We start from the raw sequence: 18,765 nt of genomic DNA, 5'->3' as shown, positions 1-18,765 counted from the left end.
GCCCTAACGGCAGCCGCAGCCCGCCAGTGCCGAGGCCGTGCGGTCCAGGGCCGACTGGGCCGCCGACGGGTCGGTCGTATCGGAGGCCAGGAAGGCGAAGGCCAGCAGGCGGCCGTCGGCGTCGACGACCGTGCCCGCCAGGGTGTTCACCCCGGTCAGCGTGCCGGTCTTGGCGCGTACGAGGCCGGTGCCGGACGCGTCGTCGGCGTAACGGTCGCTGAGGGTGCCCGTGAAGCCCGCGACCGGCAGACCGGTCAGGATGGGCCGGAGTTCGGGGTGGGCGGGGTCACCGGCCTTGACCAGGAGGGCCGTGAGCAGGTCCGCCGTCAGTCTGTCGTCCCGGTTCAGACCGCTGCCGTCCGTGAAGTGCGCTCCGGACAGCGGGAGTCCGAGCTCCTTCAGCGCGGCGTCGATCGCCGCCGCGCCGCCCTCGAAGTCGGCCGGCCGCCCGGTGGCGAGGGCGACTTGGCGGGCCATGGCCTCCGCGATGTCGTTGTCGCTGTTCGTCAGCATCCGCTCGATGAGGGCGGACAGCGGCGGCGAGGAGACCGAGGCGAGGGACTGTGAGCGGTTCGTCGCCCTGGAGGGGCCTGGGGTCGTCGTCTTGATGCCCTTGGCCTCCAGCAGCCCCGCGAACTTCACGGCCGCGTCCGCCGCCGGGTCCGCGGCGCGGGTGACCGGGCCGCTGACCGAGTCGTCGGTGCGGGCCTCGTCGACCATCAGGGCGCTGACCGGCGCGAGGTTGGGGTTGGTGCCGATGGGGTGCAGGGCGGGACCGGTGTAGAGCGAGGTGTCGTACGAGAGCGTCACCTGGCTCAGATGACGGGCCTTCAGGGCGGTCGCCGTCTCGTCGGCCAGGGTGCGCAGGCTCGCCCAGCCCGCCGCCTCCTTGCGGACGGTCAGCGTGGGGTCGCCGCCGCCGACGAGCACGACCTCCTTGGTGCCGGGCTCCAGGACCGCGCGGGTCTCGATGCGGTGGTCGGCGCCCGCCGCAGAGAGCGCGGCGACCGCGGTGGCGATCTTCGTGGTGGAGGCCGGGGTCTGCGCGTCGTCGGCGCCCTTGCCGTACAGCCGCTCGCCGGTCGCCACGTCGACGACCACGGCCGTACGCCGCCCGCCGAGCGCGGGGTCGCCCAGGAGCCGGTCCAGGGTGGTCGTGAGGGCCTTCTGGGTGGGTGCGGGCACCGAGACGGCGGAGCCGCCGAGACCGGTCAGCACGGAGGCGGCGCTGGGCGCGGGCTTCGGCGCCGTGGGGGACGTATCGGAACTACGTCCGTGATCTGCGCCACCCTCCCCTTCTCGCGATGCGGCCCAGTCACGCTCGGCCGTACGCTGACCGGAGGAGTCCCAGGGGCCGGCGAAGGCCACAGCCCCGGCCGCGAGTGCCAGGCCCGCGGTGGCGGCGACGGCTGTGAGCCGCGGGGTCGTGAACTTCACGGAACGCGGCCGCACGACTTGAGCAGCCCGCACCACATGCGGTCGCACGGACTGCGCAGCCCTCGTCACACGCGGCTGCACGGCCTGCGCGACCCGCGTCACGTGCGGCTGCACGGTCCGCTTGATCCGCACCACATGCGGTCTCGCGGCCCGCCAAGCCCTCAGCTCTGGCACGACCACCAGCCCCTTTCGCGATCACACACCTGCGTGAGGGACACTTAACCACCAGAACTATGTGTTGATCATGGAGGAGCCACCGGTGGAGTTCGACGTCACGATCGAGATTCCGAAGGGTTCGCGGAACAAGTACGAGGTGGACCACGAGACCGGTCGGATCCGCTTGGACCGTCGACTCTTCACCTCGACCAGCTACCCGGCCGACTACGGCTTCGTCGAGAACACCCTCGGCGAGGACGGCGACCCGCTGGACGCGCTGGTCATCCTGGACGAGCCGACCTTCCCGGGCTGCCTCATCCAGTGCCGCGCGATCGGCATGTTCCGTATGACGGACGAGGCCGGCGGCGACGACAAGCTGCTGTGCGTCCCGGCGCACGACCCGCGTGTGGAGCACCTGCGGGACATCCACCACGTGTCGGAGTTCGACCGCCTGGAGATCCAGCACTTCTTCGAGGTCTACAAGGACCTCGAGCCCGGCAAGTCCGTCGAGGGCGCCAACTGGGTCGGCCGCGCGGAGGCCGAGGCCGAGATCGAGCGTTCCTACAAGCGCTTGAAGGAGCAGGGCGGTCACTGATCCCTCCTGAGCCCCGCGGGCCGCGTGACCCCTCCTGGGGTGGCGCGGCCCGTTCGCGTATCCGTGCGCATACTGGGGCGTACGGGAGGTGCACGGTCGGCAACAGCGGGAGTGGTGGGTGACGGACGCGGAGGACCGCAAACCGCAGTCGGACGAGGCGAGGAGTGCCTTCGCACAGCCGGACGGCGTGGCACCGGCGGTCGAGGACGAATCGGGGACCACGTCGGAGTTCGCGGTCCCCAGGGGGCTCGTGCCGCCCGAGACGGCCGGCACCGAGTCCGAGGGGTCGGCGTTCAGCACCCCGCGCACCTACAGCGCGAAGCACGCCCCGCCCGCCTTCACACCGGCGACCGGCATCCCCGTGGTCAGCCTGACCAAGGACGTGCCCTGGCAGGACCGGATGCGCACGATGCTGCGCATGCCGGTGGCCGAGCGTCCGGCACCCGAACTCCAGCACAAGGAGGACGAGGCCGGCCCGGCCGTCCCGCGCGTGCTCGACCTGACGTTGCGCATCGGCGAGTTGCTGCTCGCGGGCGGTGAGGGCGCCGAGGACGTGGAGACGGCGATGTTCGCCGTCTGCCGTTCGTTCGGCCTGGACCGCTGCGAGCCGAACGTCACCTTCACTCTGTTGTCCATCTCCCACCAGCCGTCCCTGGTGGACGATCCCGTGACGGCCTCCCGGACCGTACGCCGCCGGGGCACCGACTACACGCGGCTCGCGGCCGTCTACCGGCTCGTCGACGACCTGAGCGACCCGGAGACCGCGTTCTCCCTGGAGGAGGCCTACCGGCGCCTCGCGGAGATGCGGCGCAACCGGCACCCGTATCCCGGCTGGGTGCTGACCGGCTGCACCGGGCTGCTGGCGGGCGCGGCCTCGGTGCTCGTGGGCGGTGACGCGATCGTGTTCGTCGCCGCGGCGCTCGGCGCGATGCTGGGCGACCGGCTGGCCTGGCTCTGCGCGGGGCGCGGGCTGCCGGAGTTCTACCAGTTCACGGTGGCCGCGATGCCGCCGGCCGCGATAGGTGTCGCGCTCCAGCTCGCGCACGTCGACGCGAACTCGTCCGCGGTGATCACCGGTGGACTGTTCGCGCTGCTGCCCGGGCGGGCGCTCGTCGCGGGCGTCCAGGACGGACTGACCGGCTTCTACATCACCGCGTCCGCGCGCCTTCTGGAGGTCATGTACCTCTTCGTCGGCATCATCGTCGGCGTCCTCATCGTGCTCTATTTCGGCGTGAAGTTCGGCGCCGCGCTCAATCCGGACCAGGCGCTCAGCATCTCCGAGCGGCCCCTGGTGCAGATCGCCGCCGCCATGCTGCTGTCCCTGACCTTCGCCGTCCTGCTCCAGCAGGAACGCTCCACCGTGCTCGCGGTGACCCTCAACGGAGGCGTCGCCTGGTCGGTGTACGGCGCGATGCGCTACCCGGGCGGTATCTCGCCGGTCGCCTCCACCGCCGTCGCGGCGGGCCTGGTGGGCCTCTTCGGGCAGCTGCTCTCCCGCTACCGGTTCGCGTCCGCGCTGCCGTACACGACCGCCGCGATAGGGCCCCTGCTCCCAGGGTCGGCCACCTACTTCGGGCTGCTGTCGATCGCCCAGAGCAACGTCGACAAGGGCCTGGTGTCGCTCTCCAAGGCCGCGGCGCTCGCCATGGCCATCGCCATCGGCGTGAACCTGGGGTCGGAGATCTCCCGGCTGTTCCTGCGGGTGCCGGGGGGCTCCGCCGGGGAGCGCCGGGCCGCGAAGCGAACACGGGGGTTCTGAGCGCCGGGTGCCCACGGGCTCGACGCGTGGTGCCGGGTGGCGGCTGCGGGTTCGTTGTGGCTGATCGCGCGGTCCCCCGCGCCCCTTTCGGGGTGCTCAGTTGCCGTACGGGTATTGCTGATAGTTCTGGTCCTGGTTGCCGTAAGGCTGCTGCTGCGGGTAGCCCTGCGGGTGCTGCTGGGGCGGGTAGGTCTGGCCTTGGCCCTGGTCGTAGTTCGGGTCGAAGTTCGGGTCGAAGTTCTGACCGTAGTTCTGGTCCTGGTAGTAGCCCTGGTCCTGGTTGCCGTACGGCTGCTGGGGCTGCTGCTGCGGGTATCCCTGGGCGTACTGATCCTGCTGGTGCCGGTCCTGCTGGTACGGGTCATGGCTCTGCTGCGGCTGGTGCATGCGCAGCGGGCGCGTGGCGTCGTCCATGGCGGGGGGCATGGGCTGCTGCTGGTAGGCGGCCGGGCCCTGGGGTGCCTCCGGCGCAGGCGGGTTCTTCTTGGCCTTGGAACGCGCCCGCAGGAACTCGATGGCGATCGGGACCACCGAGACGAGGACGATCAGGATCAGGATCGCCTCGATGTTGCTCTTGACGAAGTCGATCTTGCCGAGCCAGGAGCCGAGCAGCGTGACGCCCGCGCCCCACAGGACACCACCGATGATGTTGAAGGTGATGAAGGAGCGGTACTTCATGCCGCTGACGCCCGCGATGATCGGGGTGAAGGTGCGCACGATGGGCACGAAGCGGGCGAGGACCAGGGACTTGGGCCCGTACTTCTCGAAGAACTCGTGGGCCTTGACCACGTTCTCCTGCTTGAAGAGGCGGGAGTCCGGGCGGCTGAAGAGCGAGGGGCCGACCTTCTTGCCGAACAGGTAACCCGCTTGGTCGCCCAGGACCGCGGCGACGCAGATCAGGGCGACGGCCCCCCACAGCGGGAAGTCCAGCTGGTTCGACGTGATCAGCAGACCGCAGGTGAACAGCAGCGAGTCACCCGGCAGGAAGAAGCCGATCAGCAGGCCGGACTCGGCGAAGACGACGAGCAGCAGGCCCCAGATGCCGAAGTTGTCCAGGAGCGTGTTCGGATCCAGCCAGCTTGGACCAAGGGCAAGCGTCGTCACGGTTCCGGGCTCCTGAGGGGTGAAGGAAGAGTACGGCGGTCCTGGGACGGCAGTACGGCAGTACATCAGTACTGTCGGCCAAAGCTATCAACGCGCAGTGTCCGTGCCAGGTTCCACCAGTGCCCCCAGGATGCACTGTGCGTCCACTGGGACAAAGCTGTGGACCATGGGCATCGATGATTACGGAGGCGGCCAGGGACCCCGGTCGGACGTCCTGGTCGTGACGACGAACGACGCGCCCGGCTACCGCGTCCAGCAGGTCATCGGCGAGGTCTTCGGCCTCACCGTGCGGTCCCGGCATCTGGGCAGCCAGATCGGCGCGGGTCTGAAGTCGATGATCGGCGGCGAGCTCAAGGGGCTCACCAAGACCCTCGTGGAGACCCGCAACCAGGCCATGGAACGACTCGTCGAGCAGGCACGGGTGCGCGGGGCGAACGGCGTGCTGATGATGCGGTTCGACGTGACCGAGGCGGCGGACGTGGGCACGGAGGTGTGCGCGTACGGCACCGCGGTGGTCCTGGTGAAGGTCTAGCGCGCGGTGGCCGGTCCAAAGGCAGAAGGACCGCAACCCGTCGGATCCAGAATTCGGTAAGGGGCACCCGTAGGGGGCGGGTGTCCCTCACCGTCTGGCGGTCAGGCTTCCTGGGAGTGCCGGGCCGCGTTCGCCGTGATCGCGTCCCTGAGGTGCTCGGCGAGACCCGGGCGCATGGAGTCGTAGTACGCCTTGAAGCGCTCGTCGGACACGTACATCGCGCCGAGGCAGCCGTGGAGCTCGTACGAGCAGGCGTAGTACCACTTGCCGATGTGCTGCCGGTGTTCCTCGGCCATGTCCATGGCCCGCTCGCCGGTCGCGAGTTCACCCGCTTCCATGAGGGCGTCGTAGCGCTCGCCCCAGGAGGCGACCTCGGCCTGGATGCGCTGCCAGTCGTCCTTGGTGTAGCGGGCGGCGCGGCGCTGCGACTCGGCGTACTCCGCCGTGCCGCCCCACCGCCGTTCGGCCTCCTCCGCGTGCTCCTCGGGATCCTTGTCCCCGAAGACCTCGAACTTCTCCTCGGGCGTGAGGTTGATGCCCATCGTGCGTGCCTCCATGGCGTGCTCCACGGCCGCGGCCATCTTCTGCAGCTTCTCGATCCGGGCGGTCAGCAGTTCGTGCTGGCGGCGCAGGTGCGCGCGCGGGTCCGCCTCCGGGTCGTCGAGCAGGGCCGCGACCTCGTCGAGCGGGAATCCCAGCTCCCGGTAGAACAGGATCTGTTGCAGCCGGTCGAGGTCGGCGTCGCTGTAGCGCCGGTGCCCCGCGTGGTTGCGCTCGCTCGGGACGAGCAGGCCGATCTCGTCGTAGTGGTGCAGGGTGCGCACCGTGACCCCGGCGAAACCGGCGACCTGGCCCACTGAGTAGCCCACTTCCGCTCCTTCCTCGGTACGCGTCCCACCATCAGCCCTCACGCCACGTGAGGTGCAAGCCGGAATTCCCGGGCGCCGAAGCGCACCCTTCGGGATGTTTCACGTCTTTTGCCCGCTTAGGGTGTGGCCGTGAGCACCGATGCGTCCACGTCGACCCCCTTACGGCGTCTGCTGCCGTTGATCGTGCCCTCCGTGGTGGTCGGTGTGGCCGCGGCGCTCGTCCTGCTGGGCGTCAGCCTGCTCGCCGACCGGTTCGAGGACGTCCTGTGGGAGACCCTTCCGGACGCGCTGGGCGTGGGCCGCTACTCCGTGCTGTGGATGGTCGTGATGCTCACGGCGACCGGCATCGCGGTGGGTCTGGTGGTGTGGAAGGTGCCGGGGCACGCGGGGCCGGATCCTGCGACCACGGGCCTGGTCGACGCTCCCCTGCCGCCCCGCGTTCTGCCCGGGCTGCTCGTCGCCACCGTCCTGACGCTGGCGGGCGGCGTGAGCCTGGGCCCCGAGAACCCGATCACGGCCGTCAACGTGGCCCTCGCCTACTGGCTCGGCACCCGCGTGATCCCGGGCTCCGCCGTGGGGCTGTGGGTGGGCCTGGCGGTCGCGGGCACGATCGGCGCCCTGTTCGGTACGCCGGTGGCCGCCGCGCTGATCTTCTCCGAGGTACTGGCCGGGCAGCCGGGGACCGGCGCCCTCTGGGACCGGCTGCTGCCGCCGCTGCTCGCGGGCGGCACGGGCGCGCTGACCATGGCCCTGCTGGAGCACCCGAGCTTCGACCTCGCGCTGCCCGCCTACGCGGGCCCGCACTGGGGCGACCTGCTGAGCGCTCTGGTGGTCGCCTCGGCGGCTGCGGCGATCGGGATGACCGCGGTGTGCGCCCTCCCTTACGTCCACGGCGCCTTCTCGCGGCTCAGGCACCCCATGGTGGCGCTTCCCGCGGGCGGTCTCGTCCTGGGGCTGCTGGGGGCGCTGGGCGGGCCTCTGACGCTCTTCAAGGGCCTGGCCGAGGTGAAGACCCTCGCGGCGAACCCGGAGGGCTGGTCGGCGGGACGGTTCGCGCTGATGTTCGCGGTGAAGCTGGCCGCGCTGCTGGTCGCCACCTCGTGCGGCTTCCGGGGCGGCCGGATCTTTCCCTCCGTGTTCGCCGGGGTAGCTCTCGGGCTGTGCGCGCACGCGTTGGTACCGCAGGTGAATCCCACTCTCGCCGTGGTGTGCGCGGTCCTGGGTGTGCTCCTGGCCGTCACCCGGCAGGGCTGGATCAGTCTGTTCACGGCGGCCGTCCTGGTGGCCCAGCCTGCCGTGCTGCCCGTGCTGGTGCTGGCCTCGGTACCGGCCTGGCTGATCGTCACCGGACGCCCGCAGATGCAGCTGCGCGCCGACGGGAGCTCGATCCGGTGAACCGACAGGCCCCTCCGATCCGATGAACCAGTGGGAACCCGATCCGATGAACCAGTAGGACCCCTGATCCGCTCAACCAGTAGGACCCTCCGACCAACCAGCAGGACCGTCCGACCGCCGACTCGATGGGAGATCCCATGCCGCTCCACCTAGGTCCCGAGAAGCCCGACGAGCAACCGGTGTCCGTCAACCCCTTCTTCGGGGAGGCGAATCCGGTCGGGGGCATGACCGAGGCACCGCCCAAGCACCGGCTTCCGGACGGGCCGCTGCCACCCAGCACCGCGTATCAGGTCGTCCACGACGATCTGATGCTGGACGGGAACGCTCGGCTGAACCTCGCCACCTTCGTCACCACCTGGATGGAACCGCAGGCCGGGGTGCTGATGGGCGAGTGCCGGGACAAGAACATGATCGACAAGGACGAGTACCCGCGCACCGCCGAGCTGGAGCGACGCTGCGTGGCGATGCTCGCGGACTTGTGGAACGCGCCGGATCCGGCGTCCGCCGTCGGCTGTTCGACGACCGGATCGAGCGAGGCGTGCATGCTCGCGGGCATGGCGCTGAAGCGGCGCTGGATGCAGCGGAACGCGGATCGCTACCCCGGAGCACGCCCCAATCTCGTGATGGGGGTGAACGTCCAGGTGTGCTGGGAGAAGTTCTGCAACTTCTGGGAGGTCGAGGCACGCCAGGTGCCCATGGAGGGCGACCGGTTCCATCTCGACCCACAGGCGGCGGCCGAGCTGTGCGACGAGAACACGATCGGGGTCGTCGGCATCCTCGGCTCCACCTTCGACGGGTCCTACGAGCCGATCGCCGAGCTGTGCGCGGCCCTCGACCAGCTCCAGGAGCGTACGGGCCTGGACATCCCCGTCCATGTCGACGGCGCGTCCGGCGCGATGATCGCGCCCTTCCTCGACCCGGACCTGGTCTGGGACTTCAGGTTGCCGCGGGTGTCGTCGATCAACACCTCGGGCCACAAGTACGGACTGGTCTACCCGGGCGTCGGCTGGGCGCTGTGGCGGACCGCCGCCGAGCTGCCCGAGGAGCTCGTCTTCCGGGTCAACTACTTGGGCGGCAACATGCCGACCTTCGCCCTCAACTTCTCCCGTCCGGGCGCGCAGGTCGTGGCGCAGTACTACACGTTCCTACGGCTGGGCCGGGAGGGCTTCCGGGCCGTGCAGCAGACGACCAGGGACCTGGCCCGCGGGCTCGCCGCGCGGATCGAGGCGCTGGAGGACTTCCGACTCCTCACCCGGGGCGACGAGTTGCCCGTCTTCGCTTTCACCACGGCACCCCATGTGACCGCGTACGACGTCTTCGACGTGTCCCGGCGCATGCGGGAGAGCGGCTGGCTGGTGCCCGCGTACACCTTCCCGGCCAACCGGGAGGACCTGTCCGTCCTGCGTGTGGTGTGCCGCAACGGCTTCTCGGTGGATCTCGCCGACCTGTTCATCGAGGACCTGACCCGGTTGGTGCCCCAACTGCGCAGGCTGCCGCACCCACTGACCCAGGACAAGGAGGCGGCGACGGGCTTCCATCACTAGGGGCTGTCCGGCGGAGGGCGTGGCTACTCCTGGTCGCCGGAGTGCGGGGTTCCCGTGGCGTACGGGTTCTCCTCGCCGTCGACCAGGACGCCGACGAAGGGTTCGCCCTCCCCGGCGAAGGTGTACGCGCCGCCCTGGATGCGCTCGATCAGGCCCCGGGTCCACTGTGCGCCGAAGTCGGCGGAGTGGACCCAGAAGTTCATGATCTCGCCGATGTGGCCGAGCTGCCCGGGGCCGTCCTCGGGGGTGTAGTACCCGGTGACGGACTCGCGCCACTCCTCGATGGCGCGCACCCGCTCCTGGAGGAGTGCGAGGGTCTCCGCGCGGCCGAGGTCGACCATGAAGCCGAGCGCGGCCGAGAGGATGTCCGGTTTCTGGTCGTACGCGGTCAGCGACCGGCGCAGCAGCGTGAAGTACTCGTCGGTGCCCTGGTCCGTGATCTCGTACTCGGTGCGCGGCGGGCCGCCCGCCGTGGACGGGGCGATCTCGTGAGCGAGCAGCAGTCCCTGTTTCGCCATCTGCTTGAGCGCGTGGTAGATCGAGCCGGGCTTGGCGTTGGACCACTCGTGCGCGCCCCAGTACTCGAGGTCGTTGCGCACCTGGTAGCCGTGGGCCCGCCCGTGCTGGCGGACGGCACCCAGCACCAGGAGACGGATCGCTGACATGGGGTCCAGGTTATGGGGCAGATGAGGGCCCGGAAGTCAACCTTCCTACGCGCGGGCGACCAGCTCGAAGGCGGTGGCGCCGTCCAGGGACTCGCGGATGATGTCGGCGTGGCCGGCGTGCCGGGCCGTCTCGCGGATCAGGTGGAGCGCCACCCAGCGCGTCGAGACCCGTTCCCGGGGGAACCAGGGGGCTTCGGGCAGTGCGAAGGTCTCGTCGAGGCTGGATGCCGAGCGGATGAACGCCTCCGTCTCGGCGGCGACCTTCTCCCAGTACGCGAGCTGCGACTCGACGGTCTCGTCGCCGACGAGCGTGAAGCACTCGTGCCAGGTCGACTCGTCCCGTTGGACGGCCGGCGGCTCGCCCTTGGCGCGGGCGATCCAGGCCTGCTCGGTCTCTGCGACATGCTTGAGCAGTCCGGCCAGGGACAGTCCGCTCGCGCTCGGCCGGCTCGTGGCCTGTTCCGGCGTCAGACCGATCAGGGCCCGTCGGATCCCGCCGCGCTCGGCCTCCAGGAAGGAGAGCAGCGCTCCGCGCTCGTCGCCGGGAGCTCCTGCCGAAACGTGAGTAACCATGATCGCCGCCTTTCGTCGGTCCACCTGCCCGGCATCCCCTGCCGGACACCGACGAACGTACGGGCCCTTGCGGTCAGCTTCTGTCCGCAAGGGCCCGGTGGCGACAAAGAGACTCAGAACGGGCGGAGTCTCAGAAGGGGCGGAGTCCTGGAGAGGAGTCCTAGAAAGGGAAGAAGCTGCGGCCGTGCTGGACCGAGATCCACTTCTGGGTGGTGAAGGCGTCGACGGTCGTCTCGCCGTTCAGGCGGCCGATGCCGGAGTGCTTCTCGCCGCCGAAGGGGACCAGCGGCTCGTCGTGGACGGTGCCGTCGTTGACGTGGAACATGCCGGTGTCGATCTGCTTGGCGAAGGCGACACCGCGCTCGACGTCGGCGGTGTGCACGGCGCCGCTGAGCCCGTACGGGGTGTCGTTGACGATGCGGACGGCCTCCTCCTCACCGTCGAAGGTGACGAGGAGCGCGACCGGGCCGAAGATCTCCTGCCGGAGGATGGCGGAGTCGGCGGGCAGGTCCGTCAGGACGGTCGGCTCGACGAGGTTGTCGGTGGTGGCGCCGCGCACCAGGGCCGTGGCGCCCTCGGCGATCGCCTGGTCGACCGCGCCGGTGAGCGAGTCCGCCTGGGAGGAGTTGATGACCGGGCCGATGATCGTCTGGGGGTCGCTCGGGTCGCCGACCTTCAGCGTCTTCACCTTGGCGACGAACTTCTCGGTGAACTCGTCCGCGATCGAGCGGTCCACGAGAACGCGGTTGGCGGCCATGCAGACCTGGCCCTGGTGGACGTAGCGGCTGAAGACCGCCGCGTCGACGGCGTAGTCGATGTCCGCGTCGTCGAGGACCACCAGGGCGCTGTTGCCGCCGAGCTCCAGCACCGCGCTCTTGAAGTGCGAGGCGCAGACGGTGGCGACGTGGCGGCCGACCTTGTCGGAGCCGGTGAAGGAGATGACCTTCGGAACGGGGTGCTCGATGAAGGCGTCGCCGATCTCGGCGATGTCGGTGATGACGACGTTGAGCAGACCGCCGGGCAGGCCCGCGTCCTCGAAGATCTTCGCCACCAGGGAGCCACCGACGATCGGGGTGTTCTGGTGCGGCTTGAGGACCACGCCGTTGCCGAGCGCCAGGGCCGGCGCGACGGACTTCAGGGAGAGCAGGAAGGGGAAGTTGAAGGGGCTGATCACGCCGACGACACCGACGGGGACGCGGTAGAGGCGGTTCTCCTTGCCGTCGATCGGCGAGGGGAGGATCTTGCCCTCGGGGCGCAGCGCCAGCTGGATCGACTCGCGCAGGAACTCCTTGGCGAGGTGGAGCTCGAAGCCCGCCTTGAGGTGGGTGCCGCCGAGCTCGGCGATGATCACCTCGGTGATCTCGGCCTCGCGCTCCTCGATGAGGCGCAGGGCCTTCTCGAATACGGCGCGACGGGCGTACGGGTTGGTCGCGGCCCATTCCTTCTGCGCGCGCCGGGCGGCGAGGTAGGCCTCGTCGACCTCGTCGACCGTGGCTATGGTGATCGACGCCAGCTTCTCGCCGTTGTACGGGTTGAAATCGATGATGTCCCAGGAGCCGGTGCCCTGGCGCCACTCGCCGTCGATGTACTGCTGGGCCAAGTCGGTGAAGTAGGACGACATGTGCTCCCTCAATCCCCTTGCTGCCGAGGCAGACATCCGAGTCTGAGTCAGCAGACACATCCGATCAACGTCTGATCAGACGTCATCGTACTTGCGTCCGAAGGGAGTTGGAGAGCACCTCCGAAGAGTCCACGAAGACTCACAGGCGAACAGACTGTGAAGACTCACCGGAGGCGGTGGGGAGAAGGTCAGGAGAGCTGGAGCAGTCCCCGCAGCAGATCGCGGCTCTCGGAGGGCCCGGGGCTGTCCTGCTGCAACTGCTTGAGCGCGCCTTCGTACTGGGTGACGTCCTCGCGTTTGTCCAGGTAGAGCGCGCTGGTGAGCTGCTCCAGATAGACGACGTCCGACAGGTCGGACTCGGGGAAGCTCAGGATGGTGAAGGAACCGCTCTCGCCCGAGTGGCCGCCGAAGCTGAACGGCATGACCTGAAGTCGTACGTTGGGGCGCTCCGACACCTCGATCAGATGCTGGAGTTGCCCGCGCATCACCTCGCGGTCGCCGTAAGGGCGGCGCAGCGCGGCCTCGTCGAGGACGATGTGGAACTCCGGGGCCTTCTCGGAGACGAGGTACTTCTGCCGCTCCAGGCGCAGCGCGACGCGCCGCTCGATGTCGGCGGGCGAGGCGCCCCGCATGCCGCGCGCGACGACCGCGTGGGCGTAGGCCTCCGTCTGCAACAGGCCATGCACGAACTGGACTTCGTACGACCGGATCAGATGGGCCGCGCCCTCCAGGCCGACGTAGGTCGGGAACCAGCTGGGCAGGACGTCCGAGTAACTGTGCCACCAGCCCGCGACGTTGGCCTCCTTGGCGAGGGAGACGAGCGACGTGCGCTCGGCCTCGTCGGTGATGCCGTACAGCGTCAGCAGGTCCTCGACGTCGCGCGTCTTGAAGCTCACCCGTCCCAACTCCATGCGGCTGATCTTCGATTCGGAGGCACGGATCGAGTAACCGGCCGCTTCCCGGGTGATTCCGCGCGACTCCCGCAGGCGCCGCAGATGTGATCCGAGCAGCATGCGCCGCACCACCGAGCCGCTCGACTCACCAGCGCTCACGTTCGTCCGCCTCCCCAACCGTCTTCAAGGGCCGAAGTCTGCCACTAAAACACTTCAAGCAGTACTCGTTCAGTTACAGAAACGGAAAGAGTCCAAAGGGGCCACACAGGAAAAGATCAGTAGAGGGTCAACAAGCGGGAAGAAGGTGACAGAAGAAATGACCAAGAAAGGGTGGAGGAAGGTCCAATTCGGGCGCGTGCACGTGCATCTGCCCTTGCATCTGCTGTACGCATTCGGAACCATGGTCCTCGCGCCACCGCTGCATCGCAACGACCGCGAACACCCGGGAGTGCCTCGCATGGGGACGAATGGATCGACCATGCTCGAGCCCTTACGGCAGGGACTTCCGCCGCTCGACCCCGCGGCTGTGTCCAGCGCCGCTTCCTGCGCCCTGCCGGCGCGCTACGAAGCGGTGCGCGAAGCTCGGCAGTTCACCCGCAGAACGCTGGACCAGTGGGACATCGGTGAGCGCTTCGACGACGTCTGCCTGGTGGTCTCCGAGCTCGTGACCAACGCCCTGCGGCACGCCCTGCCCTCGGACACGCCCCGTTCGGACGACCAAGGCCCGCCCGTGCGGCTGCACTTGATGCGGTGGACCTCACGTCTGGTGTGCGCGGTGCGCGACCCCAGTCACGACAGTCCGGTCGCGGGCGACTCGGAGGACTTCTCGGCGGAGTCGGGCCGGGGCCTGTTCCTGGTCGACTCGTTCGCCGACAGCTGGGGCTGGCACCCGCTCGCGGGCACGCTCAGCGGCAAGGTCGTGTGGGCGCTCTTCAGGCTTCCGCAGCCGGCCGCCGGCGGGGTTTCGGCCGAATAGGGAACCGCGGCGCTTTTTGGCGCCGCGGTTCTACGCGCGTTACGCGCCGCGAGAAGGCCGTTGCCGTCAGTTATGCCGGTTGCCCCGCCCGAAGGCGCGCCCGGGTGTGCGGCGCCGACTCATGTCAGCCGACGATCAGGTGGTCGAACTCGCCGTCCTTGATGCCCAAGAGCATGGCTTCGATCTCGGCGCGGGTGTAGACGAGCGCGGGTCCTTCCGGGAACCGCGAGTTCCGCACCGCCACGTCGCCTCCGGGCAGCCTCGCGAACTCCACGCAGGAGCCCTGCGAGTTGCTGTGCCTGCTCTTCTGCCAGGCCACCCCGGTCAGTTCGGTCGCAGCCATGCCGTTGTACACGTCGTCCAGGTCATCCACGTCGTACACGTCGTGGTCCACAAGTCGCTCCCCGGTCGTGCAGTGGCCGATGTGGCCATTGATGCAGTGGCCAACTGCCCCGGATCATAGCTCTGTTCATGTGCAGATGCATGGGCAGATGCACGTGCACGGGGGGTGGTCCCACGGTTACAGCTTTTACCGCCATTTGACTACCGAGTGTTGACCGCCCGACTACTGTCTGGTACCCGCCGGGCCGCATCTGGTTCAGCGTCTGCCCCGGGGAACGCATGACATGCGCCCCCGGCCCCCGTACATGATCTTCCGCGCCGTCATCCGTGCTGGGTCGTCCGGGTCGAATCCCTCATGCAATAAGAAGAGACGCGTACCGGGCCCTTCGAGTTTCAACGTTCACGTAATGGCCCAATCCGGAGGGGTCACCGGATTGATGTCGGCCCACCGGACGCGCGGCATCCGTTCCGGCTCGTACGCGAGAATCCGCACGTCGACGGTGCCGGAGATGCGGATCGTCCTCCGGAGCGGGGGGCGGGGCTCTGTCCGGACGGGATTCATGACGTGCCGCCACCGGGTTCAGTCTCGGCCTCGGGCCCGGCTTCGGCTTCGGTGCCCATGTGGTCGAGGAGTTCACCGAGACCCTTGGGGCGGTCGCGCAGGAAGCGTCCGTACGGTGGAGCCCGTTCCGTTCGTGGGCGAGCGGGACGCCTCCCCTCCACTTCTCCACGGAGTGGAGCGTGTCGGCCGGGTGGGATCAGCGGCCGGGGCCGGAGTACGGCAACAGCGCCATCTCGCGCGCGTTCCTGATCACGCGGGCGAGCAGCCGTACGACGGCGGCCCACCGCGCATCCGCGTGCAGGCCGCCGACGATCACGACGCAGAGGTGCGAGGACGGCGTCAGCCGGCACCGCCGCGCTTGACTCCCGCCTTACCGTCCGCCTCGCCACGCGTCTCGCCGTGCGCGTCACCGGCCGCTCCGCAGCGGCGCTCGAAGCGTTCCACACGGCCCGCGGTGTCCAGCACCCGCGCGTTGCCCGTGTAGAAGCGGTGGCTCACGTTCGAGATCTCGACGTCCACCACCGGGCAGGTGTGGCCGTCCTGCCATTCGACCGTCTTCTCGCCCGCCGTGGCGGCGAGCATCGAGCAGGTGAGAAAGGCGGACGGTCAGCGCTCCTCTCGGAAGTCGACGTGCCGGCCGGCGACCAGGCCGAACTTGCGCAGGGTCATCCGGTCCGGGGCATCAAGACCGTCGACGCGATCGGTGTCGAGGCGGCCGCGCGGCGGGCCGAACCGAAGGAGGTCCTCTGCCGGCCGTCCTCGACCGAGGCCGAACGGGCCGCCGCGCGGGAGGAACTGCGCCGCCGGCCGCGTGACGCGAGCGCCACCCGCGTCCGCGTCCGCAACCGCGACAGCGACAGCGACAGCGACAGCGACAGCGACGACGGTCGCCCCCGCGGCTACCTGCGCGCCTTCGGGGGGTCCCGGGTGAATCTGCGGGAGCAGGCGCACGCCGGATTCCTGCCGGGTGTCCGCAAGTCGTCCTGGTGGACGACTCCCTCAGAAGATTCGTAAGTTCTCCCGATGTCTCGCTCAGGGTGTTCGTGAGTGTGGCTGATAGCTTGCTGCGGTCGTTCCGGCGACCCCAGCCACACCATCACCCTTGGGGGCTTCAGTGACATCGGCGACTTCGGCGACTCTTCCGCGTCGGCGGACCCGGGGCGCGGCCATGGCCTTGGCCGCGGGTCTGGCGGGCACGCTCGCGCTCACCGGGTGCAGCAGCGACTCGGGATCCGACTCCGGGGACGGGTCCGCGAGTCCCGGCGCGTCCGCCTCGGGGACGGCCGGCACGGGCGGCGACTCGGGCACTCCGTCGGCCGCCACCAGCAAGCTGGAGGGCAGCTGGGTGGCCACGACCGGCGGCAAGGCCGTGGCGCTGGTGATCACCGGCAAGCAGGCCGGGCTCTTCACGACGGGCGGCACCGTGTGCACCGGGACCGCCGGTGACGAGGCGGGCATGCAGATGATCCACCTCAAGTGCACGGACGGGAACAAGGACCGCGCGACGGGCATGGTCGACTCCGTGAACAGCGCGACACTGAAGGTCACCTGGTCGGGGAACCTCGGCAAGGAGTCGTACACGAAGGCCGAGGGCGGTCAGCTCCCGTCGGGACTGCCGACGGCGAGCCTGGGCTCCTGACCGGCCCGACCCCTCCCTGACCCGCCCTGACCTGCACCGATCCACCCCAGTCGGCTCTTGGCGGCGGGCCGCGGAATCCCCGGGATCCCGCGGCCCGTTCGTTTGTCCGTCGCTCATACCGGCGACGCGGGGCGGCCTTCGGTTCACATTCGGGATATATGCGGCACGGGAGAGGCGCGTGACAGGGGGGCCGCGCAACGCGCGCCCACGGGTCTGCGTGATGATCCATGAGCACCTTCACGAACCCAGGGGGAAACCCATGCGCGCCCTTCCGATCGCCGTCGTCGCCGCCGCGGCGGCACTCACCCTCACCGCCTGCGACAGCGGCGGCAGCAGCAGCGACAGTGACGGCGGCAAGAAGGCCTCGACCGCCTCCTCCGCCGCCGCCTCCACGGCCTGCAAGATCGACCAGATCGGCATCCAGGTCGGCCCCGCCAACGCCGCCCCGGCCGCCGGCGACACCGGCAACGTGCCCGTCACGCTCACCAACAAGGGCGCCGAGTGCACCCTTCAGGGCTTCCCCGCCGTCAAGGTGCTGGACGGGGGCACGGGTACGGACGTGCCCGAGGAGAAGTCCGCGACTCCGCCGAAGCTGACGCTGGCGGCGAGCGGTACCGCCTCCTTCACGATCACCTACGTACGGGGCACGGCGGGCGACGGGAAGAGCCTCGCCGCGACCACGCTGAAGATCGGCCTGCCCGGCGCCGCCACCACCCAGGGCTTCAAGTGGTCGTACGGTCCCCTCGCGGGCAAGACCGGTCCGAACGACCCGAACGCCACCGTGAGCTCGTTCCAGCCCGCGGGCGACTGAGCGGCTCCCGGCGCAAGCCGGGCGTCAGCGAAGTGGCGGACGCGCTCTGACCTGGGCGCGGTCCGCCGCCGCGGCCCCTTCCTGCCACCCGGCCGCGTCGTTGACCCCACGCAGCCGGGTGGTGACGGTGTCCGGGAACATCCGCTCCATGTGGTCGTCGACCGCCACGTCACGGGCCGCCAGGACGGGCAGCAGCTCCGCCACCGGGGCCTGCGACGCGGCCTCCCCCTCGGCCCCCTCGGCGGCGGTCGCCAGCCGGTCGCCGATCCGGTGCGCGTACGCGGCCAGGAACGACTGCCGGAAACTCTTCGTACGCTTCCTTCCCCCGGCCCGCTGGGCCGCCTCCGCCTTCGTCATCGCGGCCGCGGCCTGCACGAGCAGCGAGGTGTAGAGGAGTTCGACGGCCTCCAGGTCGGGTTCGAACCCGACGACGGTCGAGAATCCGAGCGACTCGTTCCACACGGCGCGACAGCGGTTCGTACCGGCCACCGCGTCCAGCAGCACCGCCTTGGCCGTCTCGTACGGCGGCTCGACACCGATGCGGCAGGCGCCGGGCGCGTCCTTGGCGTGCGTACGGGCCGCGAGCAGCGCCTCGTCGATGCTGTGCCGGGCCATCAGCTCCTGGGCCTTGGCGCTCAGCGCCTCCGCCTCCTCCGGGAATCCGGTCGCCTCGGCCTTGGCGAGCAGCGCGCGGATACGGGTGAGCATGCGGGATTCCTGCGGGGCGGCCGGGTGGCGTGATGCGCCGTCAGACAGGTGCGTGTCGAGGGGCTCGAGGACGGGGAGGCGGAGCAGCAGCCGGTAGAGCTCCAGCGTGGCGGTCGCGAGCGAGAAGCGGTCGGTGCGCGGGGCGCGGGCGTCCAGCTCTTCGAGCTGCGCCGCCCAGCGCGGGCCCCGCGGCCGCGGGTCCCGGCCGGCCTCCGCGCGCACCAGCTCCGACACCAGTTGCAGGTGTACCTCGTCCAGTTCGCGCCGCACGATCCGTACGACGTCGGCGGGCTGCCAGCCTCGACGCCATGCCGAGGCGACGAACTCCTCGCCGCGGCGGGCGAGTTCGGCGTCGGAAGCGGGGTCGGCGGCGAGCAACGAGGCGCCCGTGTCGAGGGCCGCGTCGCTGTCGGCGTAGAGCGCGGCCTCGAAGGCGCGCTCCACGGTGCTGGGCGTACTGCTCATGCGTCGATCGTGTCACGCCCGCCGAAGCGGACCGTCCACACCCTGTGGACAGGGAAGCGTGGACGGGAGCCCGGAGGGTGTCAACTTCGGGTTGACACCCTCCGACTGTCAACCTACGG

At 69.8% G+C, this 18,765-nt stretch carries 18 protein-coding genes and 1 pseudogene; 9 read left to right on the top strand and 10 right to left on the bottom strand.

From position 1 onward, the window contains the following. Nucleotides 1–3: 3 nt before the first annotated feature. On the bottom strand, nt 4–1,617 hold the full coding sequence (dacB, locus tag ACIRA5_RS18435; RefSeq protein WP_403691842.1) for a D-alanyl-D-alanine carboxypeptidase/D-alanyl-D-alanine-endopeptidase: 1,614 nt from the start codon (nt 1,615–1,617) through the stop codon (nt 4–6). 79 nt (nt 1,618–1,696) lie between these two features. On the opposite strand from dacB, the gene ACIRA5_RS18430 reads away from it, so the two are divergent. Further along, nucleotides 1,697–2,188 (top strand): inorganic diphosphatase, encoded by a 492-nt coding sequence (locus tag ACIRA5_RS18430; protein WP_054237475.1) that lies wholly within the window; start codon nt 1,697–1,699, stop codon nt 2,186–2,188. A gap of 118 nt (nt 2,189–2,306) precedes the next feature. Then, entirely contained in the window at nt 2,307–3,947 is a 1,641-nt protein-coding gene (locus ACIRA5_RS18425; protein ID WP_403691841.1) for a threonine/serine exporter ThrE family protein, read from the top strand. Between the two features lie 96 nt (nt 3,948–4,043). Here ACIRA5_RS18425 and ACIRA5_RS18420 read toward each other — a convergent pair whose 3' ends face one another. Further along, entirely contained in the window at nt 4,044–5,051 is a 1,008-nt protein-coding gene (locus tag ACIRA5_RS18420; RefSeq protein WP_403691840.1) for a VTT domain-containing protein, read from the bottom strand. A gap of 166 nt (nt 5,052–5,217) precedes the next feature. On the opposite strand from ACIRA5_RS18420, the gene ACIRA5_RS18415 reads away from it, so the two are divergent. After that, complete coding sequence (locus ACIRA5_RS18415) at nt 5,218–5,583, top strand: YbjQ family protein (protein ID WP_403691838.1); 366 nt, start codon at nt 5,218–5,220, stop codon at nt 5,581–5,583. Between the two features lie 101 nt (nt 5,584–5,684). Here the strand turns inward: ACIRA5_RS18415 and ACIRA5_RS18410 are convergent, their stop codons facing one another. Beyond that, a complete protein-coding gene (locus tag ACIRA5_RS18410; protein WP_403691836.1) occupies nt 5,685–6,452 on the bottom strand; it encodes a MerR family transcriptional regulator in 768 nt (255 codons plus the stop codon). Between the two features lie 129 nt (nt 6,453–6,581). On the opposite strand from ACIRA5_RS18410, the gene ACIRA5_RS18405 reads away from it, so the two are divergent. Both ACIRA5_RS18405 and ACIRA5_RS18400 read left to right on the top strand, forming a co-directional pair. Beyond that, a complete protein-coding gene (locus ACIRA5_RS18405; protein ID WP_403691835.1) occupies nt 6,582–7,847 on the top strand; it encodes an ion channel protein in 1,266 nt (421 codons plus the stop codon). Between the two features lie 137 nt (nt 7,848–7,984). Next, nucleotides 7,985–9,391, top strand: a complete 1,407-nt coding sequence (locus ACIRA5_RS18400; RefSeq protein ID WP_403691833.1) for a glutamate decarboxylase — start codon at nt 7,985–7,987, stop codon at nt 9,389–9,391. A gap of 23 nt (nt 9,392–9,414) precedes the next feature. Here ACIRA5_RS18400 and ACIRA5_RS18395 read toward each other — a convergent pair whose 3' ends face one another. The 4 genes from ACIRA5_RS18395 to ACIRA5_RS18380 all read right to left on the bottom strand — a co-directional run bounded on the left by ACIRA5_RS18395 (nt 9,415) and on the right by ACIRA5_RS18380 (nt 13,263). Then, a complete protein-coding gene (locus ACIRA5_RS18395) occupies nt 9,415–10,056 on the bottom strand; it encodes a PadR family transcriptional regulator (protein ID WP_403691831.1) in 642 nt (213 codons plus the stop codon). Between the two features lie 45 nt (nt 10,057–10,101). After that, nucleotides 10,102–10,629, bottom strand: a complete 528-nt coding sequence (locus ACIRA5_RS18390) for a DinB family protein (RefSeq protein ID WP_403691829.1) — start codon at nt 10,627–10,629, stop codon at nt 10,102–10,104. Between the two features lie 160 nt (nt 10,630–10,789). Continuing rightward, on the bottom strand, nt 10,790–12,250 hold the full coding sequence (locus ACIRA5_RS18385; RefSeq protein WP_403691828.1) for an aldehyde dehydrogenase family protein: 1,461 nt from the start codon (nt 12,248–12,250) through the stop codon (nt 10,790–10,792). Between the two features lie 188 nt (nt 12,251–12,438). Next, on the bottom strand, nt 12,439–13,263 hold the full coding sequence (locus ACIRA5_RS18380) for a helix-turn-helix transcriptional regulator (RefSeq protein WP_054237466.1): 825 nt from the start codon (nt 13,261–13,263) through the stop codon (nt 12,439–12,441). A 337-nt stretch (nt 13,264–13,600) separates the two neighbouring features. Between ACIRA5_RS18380 and ACIRA5_RS18375 the strand changes: the two genes are divergently transcribed. After that, complete coding sequence (locus tag ACIRA5_RS18375) at nt 13,601–14,119, top strand: ATP-binding protein (RefSeq protein ID WP_054237522.1); 519 nt, start codon at nt 13,601–13,603, stop codon at nt 14,117–14,119. 124 nt (nt 14,120–14,243) lie between these two features. Here the strand turns inward: ACIRA5_RS18375 and ACIRA5_RS18370 are convergent, their stop codons facing one another. Further along, on the bottom strand, nt 14,244–14,513 hold the full coding sequence (locus tag ACIRA5_RS18370; protein ID WP_352049990.1) for a DUF397 domain-containing protein: 270 nt from the start codon (nt 14,511–14,513) through the stop codon (nt 14,244–14,246). Between the two features lie 849 nt (nt 14,514–15,362). After that, nucleotides 15,363–15,623: pseudogene (rpmE, locus tag ACIRA5_RS18365) on the bottom strand (50S ribosomal protein L31); the annotation flags it as partial. An 81-nt stretch (nt 15,624–15,704) separates the two neighbouring features. On the opposite strand from rpmE, the gene ACIRA5_RS18360 reads away from it, so the two are divergent. From ACIRA5_RS18360 to ACIRA5_RS18350, 3 genes are all read left to right on the top strand, one after another. Further along, on the top strand, nt 15,705–16,037 hold the full coding sequence (locus tag ACIRA5_RS18360; RefSeq protein WP_403691944.1) for a 30S ribosomal protein S14: 333 nt from the start codon (nt 15,705–15,707) through the stop codon (nt 16,035–16,037). A gap of 154 nt (nt 16,038–16,191) precedes the next feature. After that, nucleotides 16,192–16,662, top strand: a complete 471-nt coding sequence (locus tag ACIRA5_RS18355) for a hypothetical protein (RefSeq protein ID WP_403691825.1) — start codon at nt 16,192–16,194, stop codon at nt 16,660–16,662. A gap of 259 nt (nt 16,663–16,921) precedes the next feature. After that, nucleotides 16,922–17,473, top strand: a complete 552-nt coding sequence (locus ACIRA5_RS18350; RefSeq protein ID WP_403691824.1) for a DUF4232 domain-containing protein — start codon at nt 16,922–16,924, stop codon at nt 17,471–17,473. Between the two features lie 24 nt (nt 17,474–17,497). Here ACIRA5_RS18350 and ACIRA5_RS18345 read toward each other — a convergent pair whose 3' ends face one another. Next, a complete protein-coding gene (locus ACIRA5_RS18345) occupies nt 17,498–18,646 on the bottom strand; it encodes a DUF2786 domain-containing protein (RefSeq protein ID WP_403691822.1) in 1,149 nt (382 codons plus the stop codon). Nucleotides 18,647–18,765 lie beyond the last annotated feature (119 nt).

The organism is Streptomyces sp. NPDC096311 (assembly GCF_044763085.1).
Taxonomy (GTDB): Bacteria; Actinomycetota; Actinomycetes; order Streptomycetales; family Streptomycetaceae; genus Streptomyces.
The sequence above is the reverse complement of the archived record's forward strand: the minus strand, read 5'-3'. Positions and strand labels throughout refer to the sequence as shown.

What these genes read in the sequence shown, in the direction of transcription:
- ACIRA5_RS18375 (WP_054237522.1), top strand. Translation starts at nt 13,601, where the DNA reads ATGGGGACGAATGGATCGACCATGCTCGAGCCCTTACGGCAGGGACTT.
- ACIRA5_RS18380 (WP_054237466.1), bottom strand. Translation starts at nt 13,263, where the DNA reads ATGCTGCTCGGATCACATCTGCGGCGCCTGCGGGAGTCGCGCGGAATC.
- ACIRA5_RS18350 (WP_403691824.1), top strand. Translation starts at nt 16,922, where the DNA reads ATGCGCGCCCTTCCGATCGCCGTCGTCGCCGCCGCGGCGGCACTCACC.
- ACIRA5_RS18415 (WP_403691838.1), top strand. Translation starts at nt 5,218, where the DNA reads ATGGGCATCGATGATTACGGAGGCGGCCAGGGACCCCGGTCGGACGTC.
- ACIRA5_RS18355 (WP_403691825.1), top strand. Translation starts at nt 16,192, where the DNA reads ATGGCCTTGGCCGCGGGTCTGGCGGGCACGCTCGCGCTCACCGGGTGC.
- ACIRA5_RS18345 (WP_403691822.1), bottom strand. Translation starts at nt 18,646, where the DNA reads ATGAGCAGTACGCCCAGCACCGTGGAGCGCGCCTTCGAGGCCGCGCTC.
- ACIRA5_RS18385 (WP_403691828.1), bottom strand. Translation starts at nt 12,250, where the DNA reads ATGTCGTCCTACTTCACCGACTTGGCCCAGCAGTACATCGACGGCGAG.
- ACIRA5_RS18395 (WP_403691831.1), bottom strand. Translation starts at nt 10,056, where the DNA reads ATGTCAGCGATCCGTCTCCTGGTGCTGGGTGCCGTCCGCCAGCACGGG.
- ACIRA5_RS18390 (WP_403691829.1), bottom strand. Translation starts at nt 10,629, where the DNA reads ATGGTTACTCACGTTTCGGCAGGAGCTCCCGGCGACGAGCGCGGAGCG.
- ACIRA5_RS18400 (WP_403691833.1), top strand. Translation starts at nt 7,985, where the DNA reads ATGCCGCTCCACCTAGGTCCCGAGAAGCCCGACGAGCAACCGGTGTCC.